This is a genomic window from Streptomyces sp. S07_1.15 (genome assembly GCF_020739505.1).
GTDB lineage: Bacteria > Actinomycetota > Actinomycetes > Streptomycetales > Streptomycetaceae > Streptomyces > Streptomyces xinghaiensis.
Map to the genome: position 1 here is coordinate 4,697,994 of NZ_JAJBZK010000001.1, position 20,267 is coordinate 4,718,260.

Annotated in this window: 16 protein-coding genes; 12 read left to right on the forward strand and 4 right to left on the reverse strand. The window is 75.0% G+C overall.

The annotated features are described in order from the left end of the window. The first annotated feature begins 156 nt into the window (after nt 1-156). From LIX60_RS20250 to LIX60_RS20270, 4 genes are all read left to right on the forward strand, one after another. On the forward strand, nt 157-1,179 hold the full coding sequence (locus LIX60_RS20250) for an LLM class F420-dependent oxidoreductase (RefSeq protein WP_227959737.1): 1,023 nt from the start codon (nt 157-159) through the stop codon (nt 1,177-1,179). Then, on the forward strand, nt 1,179-2,732 hold the full coding sequence (locus tag LIX60_RS20255; RefSeq protein WP_227959738.1) for an alpha/beta fold hydrolase: 1,554 nt from the start codon (nt 1,179-1,181) through the stop codon (nt 2,730-2,732). The genes LIX60_RS20250 and LIX60_RS20255 overlap by 1 nt, the downstream gene beginning before the upstream one ends. 4 nt (nt 2,733-2,736) lie before the next feature. Further along, complete coding sequence (locus tag LIX60_RS20260; protein ID WP_227959739.1) at nt 2,737-3,630, forward strand: SDR family NAD(P)-dependent oxidoreductase; 894 nt, start codon at nt 2,737-2,739, stop codon at nt 3,628-3,630. Between the two features lie 281 nt (nt 3,631-3,911). Continuing rightward, nucleotides 3,912-5,681, forward strand: a complete 1,770-nt coding sequence (locus LIX60_RS20270; protein ID WP_227959740.1) for an MFS transporter — start codon at nt 3,912-3,914, stop codon at nt 5,679-5,681. Between the two features lie 130 nt (nt 5,682-5,811). Here LIX60_RS20270 and LIX60_RS20275 read toward each other — a convergent pair whose 3' ends face one another. Next, nucleotides 5,812-7,305 (reverse strand): MFS transporter, encoded by a 1,494-nt coding sequence (locus tag LIX60_RS20275; protein WP_227959741.1) that lies wholly within the window; start codon nt 7,303-7,305, stop codon nt 5,812-5,814. Between the two features lie 148 nt (nt 7,306-7,453). Between LIX60_RS20275 and LIX60_RS20280 the strand changes: the two genes are divergently transcribed. The 3 genes from LIX60_RS20280 (at nt 7,454) to LIX60_RS20290 (ending at nt 10,302) form a co-directional block, all read left to right on the forward strand. Continuing rightward, on the forward strand, nt 7,454-7,777 hold the full coding sequence (locus tag LIX60_RS20280; protein ID WP_227959742.1) for a 2Fe-2S iron-sulfur cluster-binding protein: 324 nt from the start codon (nt 7,454-7,456) through the stop codon (nt 7,775-7,777). 145 nt (nt 7,778-7,922) lie between these two features. Further along, complete coding sequence (locus LIX60_RS20285) at nt 7,923-9,446, forward strand: vanadium-dependent haloperoxidase (protein ID WP_227959743.1); 1,524 nt, start codon at nt 7,923-7,925, stop codon at nt 9,444-9,446. Nucleotides 9,447-9,690: 244 nt separating this feature from the next. Continuing rightward, nucleotides 9,691-10,302, forward strand: coding sequence for a malonic semialdehyde reductase (locus tag LIX60_RS20290; protein ID WP_227959744.1), 612 nt, complete (start codon nt 9,691-9,693; stop codon nt 10,300-10,302). Between the two features lie 104 nt (nt 10,303-10,406). Here LIX60_RS20290 and LIX60_RS20295 read toward each other — a convergent pair whose 3' ends face one another. Next, nucleotides 10,407-11,801, reverse strand: coding sequence for a GMC family oxidoreductase (locus LIX60_RS20295; RefSeq protein WP_227959745.1), 1,395 nt, complete (start codon nt 11,799-11,801; stop codon nt 10,407-10,409). Between the two features lie 166 nt (nt 11,802-11,967). On the opposite strand from LIX60_RS20295, the gene mpaD reads away from it, so the two are divergent. From mpaD to LIX60_RS20315, 4 genes are read left to right on the forward strand one after another with little or no spacing between them, the layout of a single operon-like run. After that, the gene (gene mpaD, locus LIX60_RS20300; RefSeq protein ID WP_227959746.1) at nt 11,968-13,266 is read left to right on the forward strand and encodes a daptide-type RiPP biosynthesis aminotransferase; all 1,299 of its coding nucleotides are present in this window, start codon (nt 11,968-11,970) and stop codon (nt 13,264-13,266) included. Next, entirely contained in the window at nt 13,263-15,254 is a 1,992-nt protein-coding gene (locus LIX60_RS20305) for an amino acid adenylation domain-containing protein (RefSeq protein ID WP_227959747.1), read from the forward strand. Before mpaD ends, LIX60_RS20305 begins: the two co-directional genes overlap by 4 nt. Nucleotides 15,255-15,295: 41 nt before the next feature. Continuing rightward, on the forward strand, nt 15,296-16,345 hold the full coding sequence (locus tag LIX60_RS20310; protein ID WP_227959748.1) for a ketoacyl-ACP synthase III family protein: 1,050 nt from the start codon (nt 15,296-15,298) through the stop codon (nt 16,343-16,345). Continuing rightward, complete coding sequence (locus LIX60_RS20315; RefSeq protein ID WP_227959749.1) at nt 16,342-17,190, forward strand: bifunctional 2-polyprenyl-6-hydroxyphenol methylase/3-demethylubiquinol 3-O-methyltransferase UbiG; 849 nt, start codon at nt 16,342-16,344, stop codon at nt 17,188-17,190. Before LIX60_RS20310 ends, LIX60_RS20315 begins: the two co-directional genes overlap by 4 nt. Nucleotides 17,191-17,309: 119 nt before the next feature. Here LIX60_RS20315 and LIX60_RS20320 read toward each other — a convergent pair whose 3' ends face one another. Further along, nucleotides 17,310-18,431 (reverse strand): winged helix DNA-binding domain-containing protein, encoded by a 1,122-nt coding sequence (locus LIX60_RS20320; RefSeq protein ID WP_227959750.1) that lies wholly within the window; start codon nt 18,429-18,431, stop codon nt 17,310-17,312. Between the two features lie 16 nt (nt 18,432-18,447). Continuing rightward, complete coding sequence (locus tag LIX60_RS20325) at nt 18,448-18,906, reverse strand: nuclear transport factor 2 family protein (RefSeq protein WP_227959751.1); 459 nt, start codon at nt 18,904-18,906, stop codon at nt 18,448-18,450. Between the two features lie 140 nt (nt 18,907-19,046). On the opposite strand from LIX60_RS20325, the gene LIX60_RS20330 reads away from it, so the two are divergent. Then, complete coding sequence (locus LIX60_RS20330; protein ID WP_227959752.1) at nt 19,047-20,168, forward strand: epoxide hydrolase family protein; 1,122 nt, start codon at nt 19,047-19,049, stop codon at nt 20,166-20,168. Nucleotides 20,169-20,267 lie beyond the last annotated feature (99 nt).

Here is a 20,267-nt window from a genome sequence, read left to right on the forward strand (position 1 = left end):
ACCGGGCCGCCGGCGGGCCCCACCGGGCGCCACCGGATGATTCCGCGCGAGGGCGCCGGGCCGGTCCAGCGGTGCTCGACCGGCACTTCACCGGGGTGGGCGACGGTACGGAACCGGTATCGGCCAACGTCACCGTCGGGAAGAAGGAGCCGGTTCATGCAGACGACTGAGCGGACCACTGATGAGTCCGGCACGGGCCGGCGGCCCGTGCTGCGCTTCGGGCTGCAGATAGCGCGGTTCGACTATCCGGGAGTGGAGCCGCACCAGCTCTTCGACCGCGTCACCGGCATCGCGCGCACCGCGGAGGAGGCCGGGTTCGACTCGATCTGGGCGCAGGACCACTTCTACCAGGCGCCCGTGCCGGGCATCGGCTGGCAGGCCGACGAGCCGGTCCTGGAGCCCTACACAATGCTGGCCGCCCTCGCCGCCCGGACCAGCCGGGTGCGGCTGGGCACCACGGTCACCGGCGTCACCTACCGCAACCCGGCCCTGCTGGCGAAGACGGTCTCCACCCTCGACGTGATCTCCGGCGGCCGGGCGGTGCTCGGCATCGGCGCGGCCTGGCACGAGGAGGAACACACCGGCTACGGCTACGACTACCCGCCGGACGCCGAGCGCCTCAGCCGGCTGGAGGAGGCCCTGCGGATCTGCCGGCCGATGTTCCGGGACGAGCGGCCCGTCTTCACCGGCGAGTACTACCGGGTCGACGGCGCGGTCAACTCGCCGCCCCCGCTGGCCCCCGGCGGCCCGCCCATCCTCGTCGGCGGCAGCGGGGAGAAGCGCACCCTGCGCCTGGTGGCCCGCTACGCGGACGCCTGCAACCTCTTCGGCGACCTGGACACCGTGCGCCACAAACTGAAGGTGCTCGACGGCCACTGCGAGACGGAGAACCGCGACCCGGCCGAGATCACCCGGACGAAGATGTCGTGCCTGCTGATCAACGAGTCCGACGCGGAGGCGCGGCGCCGCTACGACGAGATGGGCGCGGCGATGGGCGACTGGGCGCCGATGCTCGGCGGCATGGCCATGGCGGGCAGCCCCGACCGGATCGCCGAGCAGGTGGCCGAGTACTTCGAGGCGGGGCTGGACGGGCTGGTCTTCTACCTGCCCGACACCCACGACCTGGACACCGTCCGGATGGCGGGGGAGACCCTCGTCAAGCACTTCGGCGGTCTGTGATGCGGACCGCGACCCGGACCGCGACCCGAACCCGGACCCGAACCCGGACCCGAACCCGGACCCGGACCCGGGCCTGGCTCGCCGCCGCCCTCACCGGCCTGCTCGGCCTGGGCGCGACGGGCTTCACCCCGGCCTCCGCCCCGGCCGGAGCGGCCCACCGGCCGCCGCAACCGGCCTGGGAGCGCTGCGACTTCGACGCGCGCCTGGAGTGCGCCACGGTGCGGGTGCCGCTCGACCACGCCCGGCCGCGCGGCCGCACCCTCGACCTGGCCGTGAGCCGGCTGGCGGCGGAGGGCAGACCGCGCGGCGTGCTGCTCGCCGTCAACGGCGGCCCGGGCGGCAACGAGGGCATGGGCCGCCGGGCGCCGCTGCGCTTCGCGGACTCGCCGCTCCGCGCCGCCTACGACCTCATCGGCGTCGATCTGCGCGGCACCGGCGCCTCGTCCCCCGTGCACTGCGAAGTGACCACCCCCACCGTGCCGTTCGACTCCCGCACCCCCGACTCCTCCTTCGCCGGCCTGTGGGCCGACGCCCGCGCCTCCGAGCAGGGCTGCGCGCGGGCGGGCGGAGCGGAGCGCCGCCACATCGGCACCGTCAGCGTGGCCCGCGACCTGGACCGGGTGCGCGCCGCCCTCGGCGAGCGGAAGCTCAACCTCATCGGCTACGCCTACGGCAGCTATGTGGCCGCCGTGTACGGCACCCTGTTCCCGCACCGCCTGGACCGCAGCGTCCTCGACTCGGTCCGGCACCCGGACTGGACCTGGCGGCAGCAGTTCATGGCGCAGGCCGTCGCCATCCGCGAGAACGTCGGCGACTGGGCCCGCTGGGCCGGCCGCCGCGACGGCACCCTCGGACTCGGCGGCTCGCAGCGCCGGGTGATGGCCACCGTGGAGCGGACCGCCGCCGCGCTGGCCGAGCGGCCCGTGAACGGCATGAACCGCACCGCCTTCGACGCCACCGTCGGCTCGCTCGCCAACGACCGCACCCGCTGGGACGATCTGGCGGCCCTGGTCGCCTCCCTGGCGGCGGGCGACGCCCCGCCGGCCCACACCGCGGCGGCCGCTGCGGAACCGGCGGCGGCCGGAGCGGAAACCGGCACCGGGGCCGAACTCCGCCCCGGCGTCCTGGAGGCCGCCACCTGCGAGTCCCCCTGGCCGCGCGAACCGGGCGTCTACGAACGCGACATGCGGCGGTTCCGCGAGCGGTACCCCTACGGCCTCGGCATGACCCGGGCCCAGCCGTGGGTCTGCGCCTTCCGCACCGACTCCCCGCAGCCGCCGCCCCGCATCCGCGGCGCCGGCCGGCCCGCCGGCCTCGTCGTCCAGGCCGAGAACGACCCGCAGACCCACCGGGCGGGCGGTGCCGCGATGGCCGCCCGGCTCGGCCACCCGCTGATCACGGTCGCGGACGACGGCAGCAACGAGATCTACGGCAAGCGCGGCTACCGCTGCGTCGACGACCGGGTGGACCGCTACCTGCTCACCGGCCGGCTGCCGGACCGGCGCCACACCGTCTGCGCCGGAGCACCGCGGCCCGCGATCGCCGAGGACTGATCCCATGACTCCCCCGACCAGAGAGGCGAAGACCATGTCCGAGACCGCAGCTTCCCCGGGTACCGCCCCCGCGCCGGACGGCGCCGCCGAGTTCGCCGGCCGGAACGTCGTCGTCACCGGCGGCGGCACCGGCATCGGACGGGCCGCGGCCCTGGAGTTCGCCCGGCGCGGAGCGGCCGCGGTGATCATCACCGGGCGCCGCAAGGAACGGCTGGCCGAGGTCGCCGCCGAGCACGCCGCGATCGTCGCCGTACCCGCCGACGTCACCACGGAGGACGGGGCGCAGGCCGTCATCGAGGAACTGCGGTCGCACGGCGAGCGGCTCGACGTCCTCGTGCACAACGCGGGCATCTACCGGCAGACCCCGGTGGCCGATCCCGACATGGCGTACGCGCGGGAGATGCTGGAGACCAACGTGCTGGGCCCGGTGCTCCTCACCGCCCGGCTGCTGCCGCTGATGACCTCGCCGGGCGGCAGCATCGTCTTCGTCTCCAGCGTCGCCGGCCACAACCCCGAGCCGTACGCCTCGATGTACGCCGTCACCAAGGCCGGCGCCCACAGCCTCACCCTGACCATGGCGAAGGAGCTGGCGAACCGCGGCATCCGGGTCAACGCGGTGGCGCCCTCGGCGGTGCGCACCGAGGTCTACGACGCCAACGGGCTCACCACCGAGCAGATCGACGGGCTGTTCCGGGGCTTCGCCGCGGCCAACCCGCTCGGCCGCACCGGCGTGGTCGAGGACGTGGCGCCCTGGATCGCCCGGTTCGCCTCGCCGGAGAGCTCCTGGATCACCGGCCAGATCCTCGTCATCGACGGCGGTGCCGACCTCACCGCCGCCGCCGACAGCCCCTACTCGCCGTACCGGGGCGACAGCCGGGGGTCCGACTGGGGCTCCTGAGAACCACCGTCCGGGCCGGCCTCCGGGCCGGCCCGCACACCCGCCCCCGGCCCGTGCCGGGCAGCGCAGGGGACGGCCGGCGCCCGGGGGAAACGGGGGAGCGCCGGTAGGGGCCCGGCCTCGGATGTCTCGAGCCGGACTCGACCGGCGGTCCAGCGCCGCTCCCTAGCCTGATGGCGCCGGGGAGCGGCCGAACCATGTCCGGGGGCCCGCAGACCAGCCCCGTGACCAAGCGGGCATGTGCGGCATGCCGCTCACCACATGAAGCAGAAAGGTTCACCATGGCCGTTGAAAACGGGATCGACGATCCCCGGCAGCTGCCGGAAGACGCGCCGCAGGACTCCGCCGCCCCGGAGTCTCCCCCCGACCCGCGCCGCTGGATCGCACTCACCGTGCTGCTCGTGGCGTCCTTCATGGATCTGCTGGACGTCACGATCGTGAACGTGGCGCTGCCCAGCATCCAGTCGACGCTGGGCGCCGGTTACGCGGCCATTCAGTGGGTCACCGCCGGCTACGCGCTGGCCTTCGCGCTGCTGCTGATCACCGGGGGGCGGCTGGGCGACATCTACGGCCGCAAACGGATCTTCATGATCGGCATCACCGGGTTCACCCTGGCCTCGCTGCTCTGCGGCATCGCCCAGGAACCCTGGCAGCTCGCCGTGTTCCGGCTGGTGCAGGGGGCCGCGGCGGCCGTCATGATCCCGCAGGTGCTGGCCATCATCCACGTCACCTTCCCCGCCGGCGAACGCGGCAAGGCGTTCGGGCTGGCGGGTGCCATCGGCGGTCTCGCCGCCATCATGGGCATGGTCATGGGCGGTGTGCTCACGCACTGGGACCTCTTCGGGCTCGCCTGGCGGCCCATCTTCCTGATCAACGTCCCCGTCGGCATTGCCGGCATCATCATCGGGGCCCGGGTGATCCGGGAGTCCCGGGACCCCCGCCGGGTCCGGCTCGACCTCACCGGTGTGCTGCTGGCCACCGGCGCGCTGTTACTGCTCTTCTTCCCGCTCATGCAGGGCCGGGAACTCGGCTGGCCCGCCTGGGGGTTCGTCTCCATGGCGGCGGCCGTGCCGGTCGCCGCGCTGTTCGTCGCCCACCAGCGGCGCAAGACCGGGCGGGGCGGCTACCCGCTGGTGCCGATGAGCCTCTTCGGGCAGCGGGGGTTCAGCGCGGGCGTCAGCGTCTACCTGCTGTTCAACATCGGCATGGGCATCTTCTTCCTGTCGTGGACGCTCTACATGCAGCTCGGCCTCGGCTGGTCCCCGCTGCGCGCGGGGCTGAGCGGGGTCCCGTTCTGCCTGGGGGCCGCGCCGGGCGCCGGCATCTCCGTGGCGGTGCTGATGCCCCGCTTCGGGCGCAAGGTGCTGCACGCCGGTGTGGGGCTGATGCTGGCGGGCATCGCCGCCTACGTCTGGGTGACCGCGCAGTTCGGTGCCGACGTGTCGTTCTGGCACCAGGTGCTGCCGCTGCTCGTCTTCGGTGTCGGCTTCGGCTTCGTCGCCGCCCCGCTGCCCGAGATCGCGCTGTCCGATGTGCGGTCCGAGGACGCCGGGTCCGCGTCCGGCCTGTTCAACGCCAACCAGCAGCTCGGTGCCGCCTTCGGCGTCGCCCTGGCCAGCGTCGTCTTCTTCGGGATGCTCGGCGGCCAGGCGGCTTCGAGCGTCGACGAGGTGGGGCCGCGGCTGCGGTCCGACCTGGTGGCCGCGGGCGTCACGGAGGCGCGGGCCGACGAGACGGTCGCCGCGTTCTCCCGCTGCGCCGAGGCGAGCGCCAAGTCCGACGGCCACGGCGACGCGCCCGCCGCCTGCACCCAGGAGCCGCTGCTGGCCTCGCAGCCCGCCGTGGAGCGGGCGCTGGTCGAGGCCGACCGGGAGGGCACCGCGCTCACCTTCGCGGGGGCCTTCCGGATCGCCTTGGCCTCCATCGCCGGGCTGCTGGTGCTCGCGGCGCTGGTCGTGCCGCTGCTGCCCCGGCGGAAGGAGCCGGAGGGCTCCGTGGAGGAGCCCGCCGCCGGACCCGCGCCGGCCGCGGGCCCGGCGCCCGCCGTCTGACGGCACCGCCGGCCCGCACCACCGCACCACGCCGGCCCGCACCACACCGGCGACGCACCAACGCGGCGGCCGCCCCGACCGGATCTCCTTCCGGCCGGGGCGGCCGTTTCCGTGCCGTCGGGGGCTCCGGTCAGGTGTCCGTGCCGGACGGGGCCTTGCGGCGCGGTACCGCGAGGGCGCCGAGCACGCCCAGTGCGAGAAAGCCGGCCGCGGTGGCGAAGGCCAGACCGTAGCCGGAGGCGAGCGCCTCGCGGGACACCTCGCCGGCACCGCCGCCCGCGCCCGGGCCTCCCGTGCCGGAGGAGTGGTCCGCCGCCCGGCCGTTGGCCACGGTCACCAGCAGCGCCAGGCCGACGGCCCCGCCGAGCTGGCGCGTGGTGTTGAGCAGGCCGGAGGCCAGCCCCGACTGGTGGTACGGCAGATCGGCGGTCGCGGCGATCGTCAGGGAGGTCATGACCATGCCCTGCCCCACGCCCAGCAGCAGCCCCGGCCCGAGCAGCCCGCCGGTGAACGTCGCGTCCGTACCGGCCAGGGAGAGCCAGCCCAGCCCCGCCGCGGACAGCAGATGGCCGGCGAGCAGGACCGGCCGGGGCCCCAGCCGCTGCACCACCGGCGCGATGCCCCGGGCCCCCGCGAACAGCCCCGCCGTCATGGGCAGATAGGCCAGGCCGGTCTGGAGCGGGCTGTAGCCGAGGACGTTCTGCAGCAGCAGCGTGAAGAAGTAGAAGGTGCTGAAGAGCGCCGCGCTGCACGCGAACGCCGTGATGTTGGCCGCGGTCACCTGCCGGATGCGGAAGATGCCGAGGGGGACCAGCGGATGCCGGGCGATCCTCGCCTGGTCCAGGACGAAGAACCCGAGGAGTCCCAGCCCGGCGGCGAGCAGCCCGGCGGTGCGCGGCGCGGTCCAGCCGTGCGTCTCGGTGCCCGCGACGGCGTACACCAGCAGCATCAGGCCGAGCGTCACGGAGACCGCGCCGGGCACGTCCACCCCGTCGCGGTCCCGCCCGGAGCGTTCCCGCGGGGGTACGGCGACGGCCGCCAGCGCGAACAGCAGGATGCCGACGGGCACGTTGACGAGCAGGGTCCAGCGCCAGGACAGCCACTCGGCGATCAGGCCGCCCGCCAGCACCCCGATCGCGCCGCCCGCGCCGGCGACCGCGCTCCACATTCCGAAGGCGCGGGCCCGGGCGCGGGGATCGGTGAAGACCGTGCCGAGGACGCTCAGCGTCGTCGGCGCCATGATCGCGGCGCCGAGGCCCTGCACCCCCCGGGCGACGACCAGCGTGGCCGGATCACCGGCCGTGCCGCCCGCGAGGGCGGCGAGGGAGAAGAGGGTGATCCCGGCCAGATACATCCGGCGCCGGCCGAACAGGTCGGCGAGCCGGCCGCCGAGCAGCAGCGCACCGGCGAAGACGATCGTGTAGGCGTTGACCACCCAGGGCAGGGTGTCCGCGCGCAGTCCCAGACTGTGGTCGATCAGCGGCAGGGCCACATTGACCACCGAACCGTCCAGCACCACCAGGAACTGGCCCGCGCAGCAGACGAAGAGGATCAGCCCGGGCCGGCGGGCGGACGCGGGCCCGTCCGTCCTCGCGGCTTTCGGGTCTCTGGTTTCGAGTGTCATGGCGGAACGCTGCGGTGGCGCGGTGGAGCCGGGCTGGGAGGCGGCTCGATCCCCGGCCCCCGTTCGAGGCGCTCTCCGTCCCCGCACCAGCCCGCGTTGGCACGGTCGGCCGACGCGCCCGCGACCGACTGTGCGAGGAGATTCCGCCATGCCCAAGATCACTTACCGGAGCGCCGACGGCCGGAGCCGGATCGTGGAGGTCCCCGAAGGCATCAGCGTGATGCGGGGCGCGGTCACTCAGGGGGTGGAGGGGATCGTGGCCGAATGCGGGGGCGCGGGCATGTGCGGCACCTGCCACGTCTACATCCCCCGGGAGGCGCAGACCGCGCTGCCCCCCGTGCACGAGCTGGAGGACGAGGTGCTGGACTGCACCGCCGTCCTGCGCACCGCGGCCAGCCGGCTGAGCTGCCAGCTCCCGGTGACCCCGGACACCGACGGCTTGCAGGTCGAGCTGCCGGAACGCCAGGTCTGAGCCGGGCCCGGCGTCCCGCCGCCGGCGGACGCCGCCGGCCGCGGCGCCGATGGGGCGCCGGCCGGACGAGGGCTTTTCCACCGGAGGTTGAGCAGCCCGTGACACCTTCCGGCCGTTGCCCGACACGAGAGGGGTTGTCCGAACCATGACTCACCCACACCGTCCCGTACGCGGCCGTTCCCCGCGGACCCTGGTCCTCGCCTGCGTCACGGCGCTCGCCGTGGCCACCACCGGCTTCGCGGTGGCCGAGACCCGCGACGGCGAACGCGCCGCGGCCGCCGACGGCCGGCAGGCGTTCGACTTCGCCGAGGGGAACTCGGCTCTGGAGGTCATCTATCCCAGAGTCGGCCCGGCGGTGCGCAAGCACATCAACCAGGTCGCCATGGACGGCACCCTCGTCCTGCGGATCTCCGCGCTGATGGAGAGCTCCTGGTTCGACGCCACCGCGCCCTACCACCCCACCGCCGTCGGCATCCACTCCGACCTCGGCCGCCGTCCCGCCTCGGAGGCCACGCAGAAGAACCTCAACACGGCGATGCTGTACTCCACCTACCGGGTCATGCAGAGCCTCATGCCGACCTACGACGCGCAGTGGCGCGAGATGCTCACCTCCGTGGGCCTCGACCCGGACGACGACTCCACCGACCGCACCACACCGGTCGGCCTCGGCAACGCCGCGGGGAACGCCGTGGTGGAGAAGCGCGAGAACGACGGCATGAACCAGCTCGGCAACGAGGGCGGGCAGAAGTACCACCAGCGCCCCTACTCCGACTACACCGGCTACAAGCCGGTGAACACCCCCTACAAGATCCGCAACCCCTCGCGCTGGCAGCCGGCGATCGTCTCCACGGGGAACGGCATCTTCTTCGCCCAGTCGTTCGTCACCGCCCAGCTCGGGCGCGCCGAGCCGTACTCGTTCGCGGACCCGAAGGACCTGCTGGTCCCCAAGCCCCGGTCGAGCAACCACCGCAACCGCGCGGCCTACAAGCGGCAGGCGGACGAGGTACTGCGGGCCTCCGCCAACCTCACCGACGAGCAGAAGCTGAAGGCCGAGTTCTTCAACGACAAACTCATCTTCGCCTCCGGCTTCATGGGCGAGGTCAGCGACGACCTGATGGAGTTCATCCACAGCGCCACGGCCTCGCACATCGCGGGCTTCGACGTGATGCTGGCCTCCTGGTACAACAAGCGGAAGTACGACGCGCCCCGGCCGTTCACCGCCATCCGGTACCTGTACGCGGGCGAGAAGCTGCGGGCCTGGGGCGGCCCCGGCAAGGGGACGGTCGACGACATGCCGGCCGAGGACTGGCAGAGCTACCTCCAGGTGTCCGACCACCCGGAGTACCCCTCGGGCTCCACCGCCTTCTGCGCGGCCCAGGCCGAGGTCGGCAAGCTCGTCGGCGGCGGTGACAAGACGGACATCCGCTACGACGTCGAGAAGGGCGGCTCCTACATCGAGCCCGGGGTGACACCCGCGAAGGACACCTCGATCCGCTGGACCGACTGGAACGAGATGGTCGACGACTGCGCGAAGAGCCGGGTCTGGGGCGGTGTGCACTTCAGGGCCGCCACGGAGGCGAGCAAGGGACTCGGCGCCAAGGTCGGAGAGAGCTCCTACCGGTATGTGCAGAGCCACATCGAGGGCAAGCAGGTCGGCTCCATGCGCTGAGCGCCCGGAGCCGCGCGCCGCGCCGCGCGCACCGGGCGGGACCCGCACCGCCCGCACCGCCCGTACCGCCCGTACCCCGCGTCCCCCCGGCGCGGGGTACGGGCGCGCCCGCCGTCCCGCGCCCGCGGATCTGTGCTCACGGACCCGCGCCGGCGGGCGCCAGCGGCACCCCACCGCCGGTCGAGCGCCCGCTGCGAAGGTGACGCCGACGTGCCACCCCAGGCCCCGAGGAAAGGAAGCCGCCGTGACCACTGCTCTGTCCGCGCCGCTGAAACTCGATGACGAGACCCAGGACCTGCTGTTCCGTGCGGCCAGGACCGCGAGCGAGTTCGCGGACGAACCCGTCGCGGAGGAGACCGTCCGCGCGGTGTACGACCTGGTGAAGTACGGTCCGACCGAGTTCAACTCCACCCCGTTGCGCATCGTCCTGATCCGCTCGGAGGAGGCCCGCGCCCGGCTGCTGCCGTGCATGGTCGACGCCAACCGCGACAAGACGGGCCGGGCCCCGCTGGTGGCCGTGCTCGCCGCGGACATCGACTTCCACGAGGAACTCCCGCGGCTCTTCCCCTTCTTCCCGCAGGCGAAGGACGTCTTCTACGGGGACGTGGCCGTCCGCGACCACTCCGCGAAGCTCAACGCGGGCCTGCAGATCGCCTACTTCATCATCGGCCTGCGCGCCGCCGGCCTGGACGTCGGCCCCATGTCGGGCTTCGACGCCGAGGCGATGGACCGGGAGTTCTTCCCCGGCGGCGCCCACAAGTCCCTGGTGGTCCTCAACATCGGCAAGCCGTCCGGCGAGGCCGGGCACCCCCGGCTGCCGCGGCTGGAGTACGACGAGGTCGTCACGTCGGTGTGACGCCCCGCGCGCCCGGACCCGGCGCGGCGGCCCCCGGACGGGGAGCCGCCGCGCCGTGCCGTGTGCCGCCGTGCGGTGGGCTTCGTGCCGTGGGCCCGCTCCGGTCAGAGCCGGCGGGCGGCGTGCTCGGCGGCGGTCATCACCGGAAGGTTGGTGTTGACCGAAGGGACCTCGGGGAACACCGAGGCGTCCACCACCCGCAGCCCCTCCAGCCCGTGCACCGCGCACCGCTCGTCGACCACGGCGCCCGCCGCCGGGTCCGGGCCCATCGCACAGGTGCCGACGGGATGGTGATAGGTGCCGGTGTTCGCCCGGATCCACCGGTCGAGCACCGCGTCGTCCGCGTCCGGGTGCGGCGTGCCCTCCGGGACCCGCGTCACCAGCCCGGCCAGCGGCCCGGTGCGGATCATGCGGAGCTGCTCGCGCACACCCCGGCGCAGCGCGGGCAGGTCGGCCGGGTCCGAGAGCAGGCCGAGGCCGATCAGCGGCGGGTCGGCGGGGCCGGCCGAGCGCAGCCGCAGCCGGCCCCGCGAACGCGGCCTGAGAAGACCGGTGTTGACGACGAACGGCTCCCGGTCCGGGCCGGGCTCCCCGCGTCCCGGCGCGGGCGGCGGCGCCCCGGCGAGGAAGTGCAGCTCGGGTACGCCGTCCCCCGCGGTGACCAGGGCCTGGAACATCGGTGACGTGATGCCCGCCGGCCCCTCCAGCCACAGGGTCACCAGCGGATGGTCCTGGAGTCCCGCGCCCACCCCGGGCAGCTCCAGCACCGGCTCCACCCCGATCCGGCGCAGCTCCGCCGGGTCCCCCACGCCGCTGCGCAGCAGGACGGCCGGGCTGCCGTACGCGCCGGCCGCCAGCACCGTCACCCCGGCCGTGAACTCCCGCCCGTCGGCCAGCCGCACGCCGCGCGCCCGGCCGCCGGAGACGAGGACCCGGTCCACGGCGGCATCGGTGCGGACGGTGAGGTTGGCCCGGCCGCGGGCGGCCGCCAGATGCGTCACCACCGTGCTCTGCCGCACCCCGCCGGCCTCGTTGAGCGGCACCGGCCCGGCCCCGAGGGCGTCCGGCGCGTTGTGGTCCTCCACCGGCTTGTGCCCCAGGGTCACCGCCGTGTCCAGGAACGCCCGGCTCAGTCCGGACAGTTCGCGCGACTCCGGGCGGCGTACGGGAACGGTCTCCGCCACCGCGCGGCGGGCGGGCGCCAGGTCGGCGTGGGACCAGCCGCGGACCCCCCACCGCTCCGCCCAGGCGTCGTGGTCGGCGGGCCGGCCGTGCAGGGCGATGGCGGCGTTGACCGCGGAGCAGCCGCCGAGGATCCGGCCGCGGGGCAGCGGCCGCCCGTCCTCGCCGGTGTATCCCCACAGATGGGCGGGCCCCCGGAAGACGGGGTCGTCCGGTCCGGCCTCCAGCAGCAGCACCCGGCGGTCCGGGTCCTCGCTCAGCCGGGCCGCCAGCACTCCGCCGGCCGACCCGCCGCCCACGATGATCACGTCGTACATGCGTGTCCCCCTTCCGAACACAGGTGCGCGCAGTGTCCGCCGGGGCCCTGCAGTACCGGTCGAGCCGGACGCGCGGGGGCGGCGGCGCCGGTGCACCGGTCCTCCACCGGAGCTGGAGGCGCGGCCGTCAGCATGCGGCCGTGGCCACCCGACCGAGGAGGACGGCATGACGACCGAGACCCGCTATCCGCTGTGGGAGCAGTTCGGCCCGCCGAGTTCTTTCGCCGACCCCGCCCGCACCGCGATCCGGGCCGAGGGCACCAGGGTCCTCTACGCCGACGGGCGGTGGCGGCTCTGCGGCACCAGCGGCCTCTGGAACGTCAACTTCGGCTACAACAACCCGCGGGTCGCCGACGCCATCGGCGAGGCCCTGCGCACCGCCTCCTACCTGCCCGCCTTCCGGAACAGCCACCGGCGCGCGGTGGACGCCTCCCGCGCCCTGGTCGAGCTCTGCGGCCCGGAGCACTTCGGCCGGGTCATCCACTCGACCTCCGGCAGCGCCGCCAACGACGTCACCATGAAACTCGCCCGCCAGTACGCGGCCCTGCGCGGCGAGCCCGGCCGCCGCCTCGTCGTCGGGCTCAAGGGCAGCTACCACGGCATGACCTACGGCGCCCACGGGCTGACCGGGGAGGATCTCGGGCAGGCCGCCTACTCCGTGGACCGCAGCCTGGTCCGGCACGTCCGCCACGACGACCCGGCCGAACTGGCCGCGCTGCTGGGCGCCGAGGGCGAGCGGGTGGCCGCGGTCGTCGTCGAACCCGTCCTCGGCTCGGGCGCCTTCCCGCTGCCGGAGACGATGCTCACGGCCCTGGCCGCCCTGCGGGAGACCTACGGCTTCCTGCTGGTGGCCGACGAGGTCGCCACCGGATTCGGGCGCACCGGGCGGAACTTCGCCTCCGAGGCCTGGCCGATGCGCCCGGATGTGCTGATCACCTCCAAGGGGCTCACCAACGGCACCTGCGGCGCCGCCGCCGTCCTCGTGAGCCACCGGGTGTGCGAGGAGTTCGAGCGGGCCGACGCGGTGCTGGTGCACGGCGAGACCCAGGCCGCCGCGCCCACCACCTGCGCGGCGATCACCGCGTCCATCGGGGAGCTGGAGCGGCTCGACGGCACCCGGCCGGCCCGCGGGACCGGCGAGCGGCTCACCGGCGTCCTGGCCGGGCTCTCCGGCCACCCGCTGGTCACCGGGCACGGCGGCGCCGGCTGCTTCCAGGCGCTGCGGCTCGGCACCGACGGAGGCCAACTCCCCTTCCCCGGTGTGCTCCTGACGGTCGCCGCGCTGCGCCGCGCCGGGCTGACCGTGCAGCCGGGCCCCGGCTGCGTCCAGCTCATCCCCACCCTCGTCTACGGCGACGAGGACTTCGAGGAGCTGGCGGCCTGCCTGCGCACCGGCCTGGACGAGGCCGCGGAGGCGCTGCTGACGGGACCGCTCGCCGCGGGGCCGGTGGGGGCGGCCCGGTGAACCCGTTCGAGGACACCGGCGGCCGGTACCTGGTCCTGGCCGACGCCGAGGGCCGGCACTCGCTGTGGCCGGAGCCGCTGCCCGTGCCGCCCGGCTGGCGCACGGTGCACGGCCCGGGACCGTACGACTCCTGCGTGGCCCATGCCGAGGAGCACTGGACCGACCAGCGCCCGGCGTCCCTGGCGGCCGGACGGGCCGGACCGGCCGGGTCCACGGGCCCGATGCCGGCCGAGCTGCTGGAGGAGGGGGCCGCCCGTGACCCCGGGGCGGCCGCGGTGGTCTACGAGGACGAGACCCTCACCCACCGCGAACTGCACGCCCGCGCCGACCGCCTCGCCCGCCGGCTGGCCGCCCGCGGCGTCGGCCCGGAGAGCGTGGTGGCGGTCCTGCTGCCCCGCTCGGCCGAGCTGGTCGTCGCCATGGTGGCGGTGCTGAAGGCGGGCGGCGCCTATCTGCCCGTGGAGACCGGCTACCCCCGGGAGCGCATCGCGTTCCTGCTCCGCGACGCCCGCCCCGCCCTCGTCCTCACCCCGGACCACCCGGTGCTGCGCGACGAGCCGGGGGAGCGGGGGGAGTCGGGAGAGCGGGGGGAGCCGGCCGGCGGCGGCCCCGGAGACGGACCCGGCCCCGACCGGAGCGGACTCCTGCCGGACCACCCGGCCTACGTCGTCTACACCTCCGGCTCCACCGGCACCCCCAAGGGCATCGTCATGCCCTGCCGCGGCCTGGCCAACCTGCTCGACTGGCACCGCACCGCCATGCCCGTGCGGCCGGGGAAGCGCACCGCGCAGTTCACCGCGATCGGCTTCGACTTCTCCGTCCAGGAGATCCTGGCCGCCCTCGTCGCCGGGCAGACGGTGGTGATCCCGCCCGACGAGGTGCGCACCGACATGGACGCCATGGCCGAGTGGTGCGACCGGCAGCGGGTGAACGAGCTGTTCGCGCCGACCTCGGTCCTCGACGCGCTCCTCGCCGCCGCCCGCGCCCGGGGCTCCGACCTGCCCGCCCTCACCGACGTCTACCAGGGCGGCGAGGCGCTGACCGTCGACGGCCGCATCCGCGCCTTCGCGGCCGGCCGCCCCGCCGGCCCGCTGCGCGTGCACAACATCTACGGGCCCGCCGAGACCCACGCCGCCACCGCGTACACCCTCGACGGCGACCCCACCGACTGGCCCGCCGCCGCCCCGCTGGGCCCGGCCCTGACCGGAGCCCGCTGCTATGTCCTCGACGAGCGGCTCCGCCCCGCGGACACCGGAGAGCTGTACATCGCGGGCGCCCAGCTCGCCCGCGGCTATCTGGGCCGGCCCGGCCTCACCGCGCGGCGGTTCGTCGCCGATCCGCACGGCGCGCCCGGCGAGCGGATGTACCGCAGCGGGGACCTGGTGCGCCGGGACGCCGCCGGCGAGCTGGTCTTCGCCGGCCGCACCGACGACCAGGTGAAGATCCGCGGCTTCCGGGTGGAGCCCGGGGAGACCGAGGCCGCGCTGCTGCGCCACCCCGGCGTCGGCCGGGCCGCGGTCGTGGCCCGGCGGGACGCCGGCGGTCACCGGCTGGTCGGCTACGTGACCCGCTCCGGCCCGGACCCCGTGGACCCGGCGGCCCTCCGCGCGCACGCGGAGGCGCTGCTCCCCGCCCACCAGGTCCCCGCGGTCCTGGTGGAGCTGGACGACCTGCCGCTGACGGCCAACGGCAAGCTCGACCGCTCCGCCCTGCCCGACCCCGGGGCACCGGGCGAGGGGGAGCCCGCGGCACCGGCCGGCCGCACCCCGACCGAGCGGGCCCTGTGCGCCCTCTTCGGCGAGGTGCTGGGCATCCCGGCGCCCGGCCCCGCCGAGGACTTCTTCCGGCTGGGCGGGCACTCCCTGCTCGCCGCCGAGCTGACCGAGCGGGTGCGCGGCCGGCTGGGCCGGCGCATCTCCGTCCGGGCCGTGTACCGCACCCCCACGCCGACCGGCCTCGCCGGACTGCTGGACACCGCCGCGCGGTGACCCGGCGGCCGGACCGGCCCGCCCACTGGAAGGAGAGCACTGTGCGTTGGCAGGAGATCTACATCGCCGGACTCGGCAGCCGCTTCCCGGACCGCGTCGAAACGGCCGAGGAGGCGATCGCCGCCGGCCGCTACACCGCACGCGACCGGGACACCAGCGGCTTCCGCGCGGTCCGGGTGGCGGACGACGGCGAACCGGGGCCGGTGCTGGCCGCCCGCGCCGGGCGGCTCGCCCTGGAGCGCTCCGGGCTGCGCGGGGAGGAGATCTCCCTGGTGCTGCACGCCTACGCGGCCCACCAGGGACGCGACATCTGGTCCCCGGCCAGCTACGTGGAGATGGCCGTCCTGTCCTCCGGGGCACCCGCCTACGAGATCCGGCAGGGCTGCAACGGCGGCCTCTCCGCCCTGGAACTCGCCGCCTCCCACCTCACCGCCCGCCCGGACGCCCGGGCGGCGCTGATCACCACCGGTGACGCCTTCCACCTCCCCTACCTGGACCGGTGGAACACCGACGACCAGATGGTCTACGGCGACGCGGGCGCGGCGCTGGTGCTCTCCACCCGCCCCGGCCCGCTGCGCCTGCTGGCCACCGCCTCGGTCGGCGACTCCTCGCTGGAGATCCTCGACCGCGGCCCGGGGCCGTGGACCCGGGCCCCGCTGGAGGGCGGCGCCCCGGTCGATCTCGCGGCCCGCAAGCGGGACTACTTCGACGCCGAGGAGAACGAGTTCGCCTTCGAGGAGGTCCTGGCCCGGCTGCGGAAGGGCTCCGAGCAGGCGGTCGGCCGCGCCCTGGCGGACGCCGGGACGGAGCTGTCCGCGATCCGCTGGTGCGTGCACACCACCTTCCCCGGGCCGGTCGCGCAGTCGGCCGTCTACGGGCCGCTCGGCTTCTCCCGGGAGGCGACCACCTACGACTGGGCCCTGGAACACGGCCAGCTCGGGGCCGGGGACCAGATCGCCGGCCTCGACCACCTGGTGCGGTCCGGAAGCCCCCGCCCGGGGGACCTCGTCCTGCTCTACGGGGTGGGCGCCGGGCACGTCTGGACGGTCGCCGTCCTCGAATTCACAGCAGAAGGGCAGACCCAGCCATGACCACCGACATCACCGAAGCCACCGGGACCACCGGCATGACGGAGGCCACCGGGACCACCGGCGCCACCGGCCCGGTGCCCGCGGGAGCCGCCGGCGCCCCCGGCCACGAGCCGCTGCTCGGCGATCCCTTCGGCGCGGTACTCCGGCGCTGCCTGGACGGCGGCGGCACCCGCGACCTGGCCTTCGAAGTCGTCGAACGCGACGACGGGTTCATCATCGCGCAGGACGCGGGCATCTACTTCGCGCCGCCCGGGGAGTGGCCGCCCACCGAGCAGTGGGCCGTGGAGCGGGCCCGGGGCCGGGTGCTGGACGTCGGCTGCGGCGCCGGCCGGCACGGTCTGGCGCTGCGGGAGGCCGGCCTCGACGTCCTGGGGGTGGACTCCTCGCCGGGCGCGGCCGAGGTCGCCCGGGAACGCGGACTGGACGTGCTGGAGGCCCGGTTCACCGAACTGCCCGCCCGGCTCCCGGACGGAGCCGGGCCGTTCGACACCTTCCTGCTGCTCGGCAACGGCACCGGCCTGCTCGGCACCCCGGCGCAGGCCCGGGAGACCCTCGGCGCGCTGGCCGAGGTGGCCGCCCCGGGCGCGGTGATCCTCGGCGACGGGCTGGACGTGCCCGTGCCGCCGGACCGCGCCGCCTACGAGCGGTGGAACGCCGAACGCGGCCGGCCCGAGGGCTTCGTCCGGATCCGGCTCCGCGACCGGCTGCTGGCCGGGGAGTGGTTCGACTACGCCATGATCTCCCCGGACGACCTGGGCCGCGTCCTGGCCGGGACCCGCTGGGAACTGGCGTCCGTCGAGCGGGCCGGCGTCCGCTACCTCGCCACCCTGCGGCTCCGGGACTGAGACCGGCCCGTCGGCGGCCCGGCCCCGGTCCCCCCCGGGGCCGGGCCGCCGCGCGCTCCGGCCGGACGGCCCCGCCGCACGGCCGGGCGCGCGCCAGGGGACCGGCCGCTCCGCCGCCCTCAGGCGCCGGCGGCCACGCCCGTCACCCGGACCTCGTGCCGGGGCGCGTCGGGCGCGGCGAGGGCGAGCAGGGCCGTGGCCTCGTCGTGCACCGCGGCGAGCACGGTGTCGCCGAGCCGCCGGAAGGGCTCGACCTCCACGGCCGTGGACTCTCGGCCGGGGTCGAGCCGCCAGCGCCCGGCGACCCGGCCGTCGACCAGCACGGTGGCGGCCACCATCCCGTTCTTCGTGTTGGTGATCCGCCGGTGCTCGTCGCTTATCACCCGGGTCCGGTCGGCGTACGCGACGAGGAGGTTGTCGTACTCGGGCAGCAGCCGCACCGGCGCGGGCGTGTCCGGGCCGGGGCGCGGGGCGTCCGGCAGGTCGAAGAGCTCGGCGCCGCTGCCGGCGGCGCGGAACACCCGTAACCGCGGCCGGAGTTCCCGGATGGGCGCGGCCAGCCGGGTCAGCCCGGACCACGCCTGGACGTCCTTGACGGAGGCCGGGCCGAACGCGGCGAGGTAGCGCAGGATCATCCGCGAGGGGTCCGTCTCCGCGGGCAGCGGCCGGCCGAACCAGGACTCGACGGTGGTGAGCGGCACGGAGCCGCCGCGGCCCCAGGTGCCGCCCGGCGGCACGTACACGGCGGGCAGCAGGTACTGCACGGAGTACAGGAGCTGCCGCGCGTCCCGGTCCGGCCAGCGCTCCGCCAGCAGGGCCTTCAGCTCGGTCCCGTTGCGCGGCTTCTCGTCCAGCTTCTCCGCCGCGAACGCGGTGAGTTCGGCCAGGTCGAGCCCCTCGGTGGCGCGCCGGAAGAAGCCGCGCTGCGCGCGTTCGAAGACCGGCTGGAGCACCGGCCGCAGGGCGAGGAAGTCCTCGGCCGTGACGACGTGCAGGGTGCCGCGCATCATCCCGCCGCGCACCGCCTCCCGGCGCTCCAGCAGCTCCGTCAGGTCGTCCAGGGAGAACCGGGTGAGCCGGGTCCACAGGCCCAGATAGGGCGGGTTGGGCACCTGCGCCTGGAGTCCCACCAGATGGGTCAGCGCCTCCGGGACCGTCAGGTCGTGGCGGCGCAGCAGGAGCTGGCGCTCCAGCGTGGCGCGGTTGAGCGCGCGGTCGTCGAGTTCGGGCGTGTCGGTCATGGGGCAATCTTTCCCGTCAGGACCGCTCGGCGAGGCGTCCCTCCCAGATCCGGGTGGGATCGGCCGTGTCGTGGCGGATGAAGCGGTACCGGGTGAGCAGTTCGCCGTCCCGCCGGACCAGGACGTCCCGCACCGTGCAGGAGGGTTCGAACGAGACCCGGCCCTCCTCGTCGACCAGGCTCACCATCGCGAGATACCCGCAGTGCACCTCGCCGTCCTCCGCGGCCGTGACGGTGATGCGGTCGTACCAGTGCCGCATCGCCTTCCCCGCGTACCGGGCCACGCCGGTCCGCGTGCCCTCGACGAGCTGCTCCCGGCCCGCCAGGCGCCAGCCCATGGCGTGCTCGAAGACCCCGTCCTCGGTGAAGGTCGCGGCGTACTCCTCGATCCGGCCCTCCTCCATCAGCGGCATCTGCCGGGCGTAGTACTGCACCACCTCGCAGTAGAGGTCGGCGTCGGTCGTGGTGCCGGCCATGGTGGCCCCCTCGGTGATCGGTGATCCGTGCGTGCTCGGTGCTCCGCAGGCTGCCCCACCGGGGTCCAGAGCGGCTGGAGGGCCGCTCAAGCTGCGGATGCGCAGTCTGGGACCGCCGACGACCCGACCGTGGAGGACACATGAGCCGGCCCGTGGAGCCCTACCGCATCGCGATACCCGAGGACGAGCTCACCGAGCTGCGGGACCGGCTCGCGCGCACCCGCTGGCCCGACCCCGGGACGGTGGACGACTGGTCGCAGGGCGTGCCCCTGGACTACGTCCGGGAGCTGGCCGCGTACTGGGCGGACGGCTACGACTGGCGCGCCGCCGAGGCCCGGATGAACGCGTATCCGCAGTTCCGCACCGAGATCGGCGGGCTGGGCGTGCACTTCCTGCACGCGCGCTCCCCGCACCCGGAAGCGCTGCCGCTGCTGCTCCTGCACGGCTGGCCGGGCACCTTCGCCGAGTTCCTCGACGTCGTCGGGCCGCTGACCGATCCGGCCGACCCCGCCGACGCCTTCCACGTGGTCTGCCCCTCGCTGCCCGGCTACGGGTTCGGCGACCGCCCCACCGCCCCCGGCTGGGGCGTCGAGCGGATCGCGGAGACCTTCGCGGAGCTGATGAGCCGGCTCGGCTACGAGCGGTTCGCCGCGCACGGCGGGGACTGGGGCTCGTTCGTCACCGCCCAGCTCGCGCACCACGTCCCCGGCCGGCTCGCGGGCGTGCACGTCACGATGGCGTTCGCCGGACCCCCGCAGGACGCGCCGCCGCTCACCGAGGCGGACCGTGCCGGGCTGGCGCGGCTGGAGGAGTTCCGGCGGACCGGCTCCGCCTACGCGGCCGTCCAGTCCACCCGCCCGCAGACCCTCGGCTACGGGCTCACCGACTCGCCGGCCGGCCAGCTCGCCTGGATCGCCGAGAAGTACGCGGAGTGGACCGACCACGACGGCGACCCGGAGAAGGCCGTGCCGCGCGACCGGCTGCTGGACACCGCGAGCGTGTACTGGTTCACCGCGACGGCCGCCTCCGCCGCCCGGCTCTACTGGGAGAGTTACGCCGACGGCCCCGCGCACCCGGTGCCCGTCCCCTCGGGCGTCACGGTCTTCCCCCGGGACGCCCGGATGCCGCGGGCGTGGGTCGAGAGCCGCTTCACCGATCTGCGCCACTGGTGCGACGCCGGCAGCGGCGGCCACTTCCCGGCGATCGAGCGCCCCGACTTCCTCGTCGACGAACTGCGCGGGTTCTTCCATCCGCTCCGCTGACCGTTCGAGAGCACGTCCAGCCGCACTCCAGGGCCACCGCCAACCGTGGTCCGCACACCGATGGAGCACCGACCGAGCACGCACTGAGCACGCACCCAG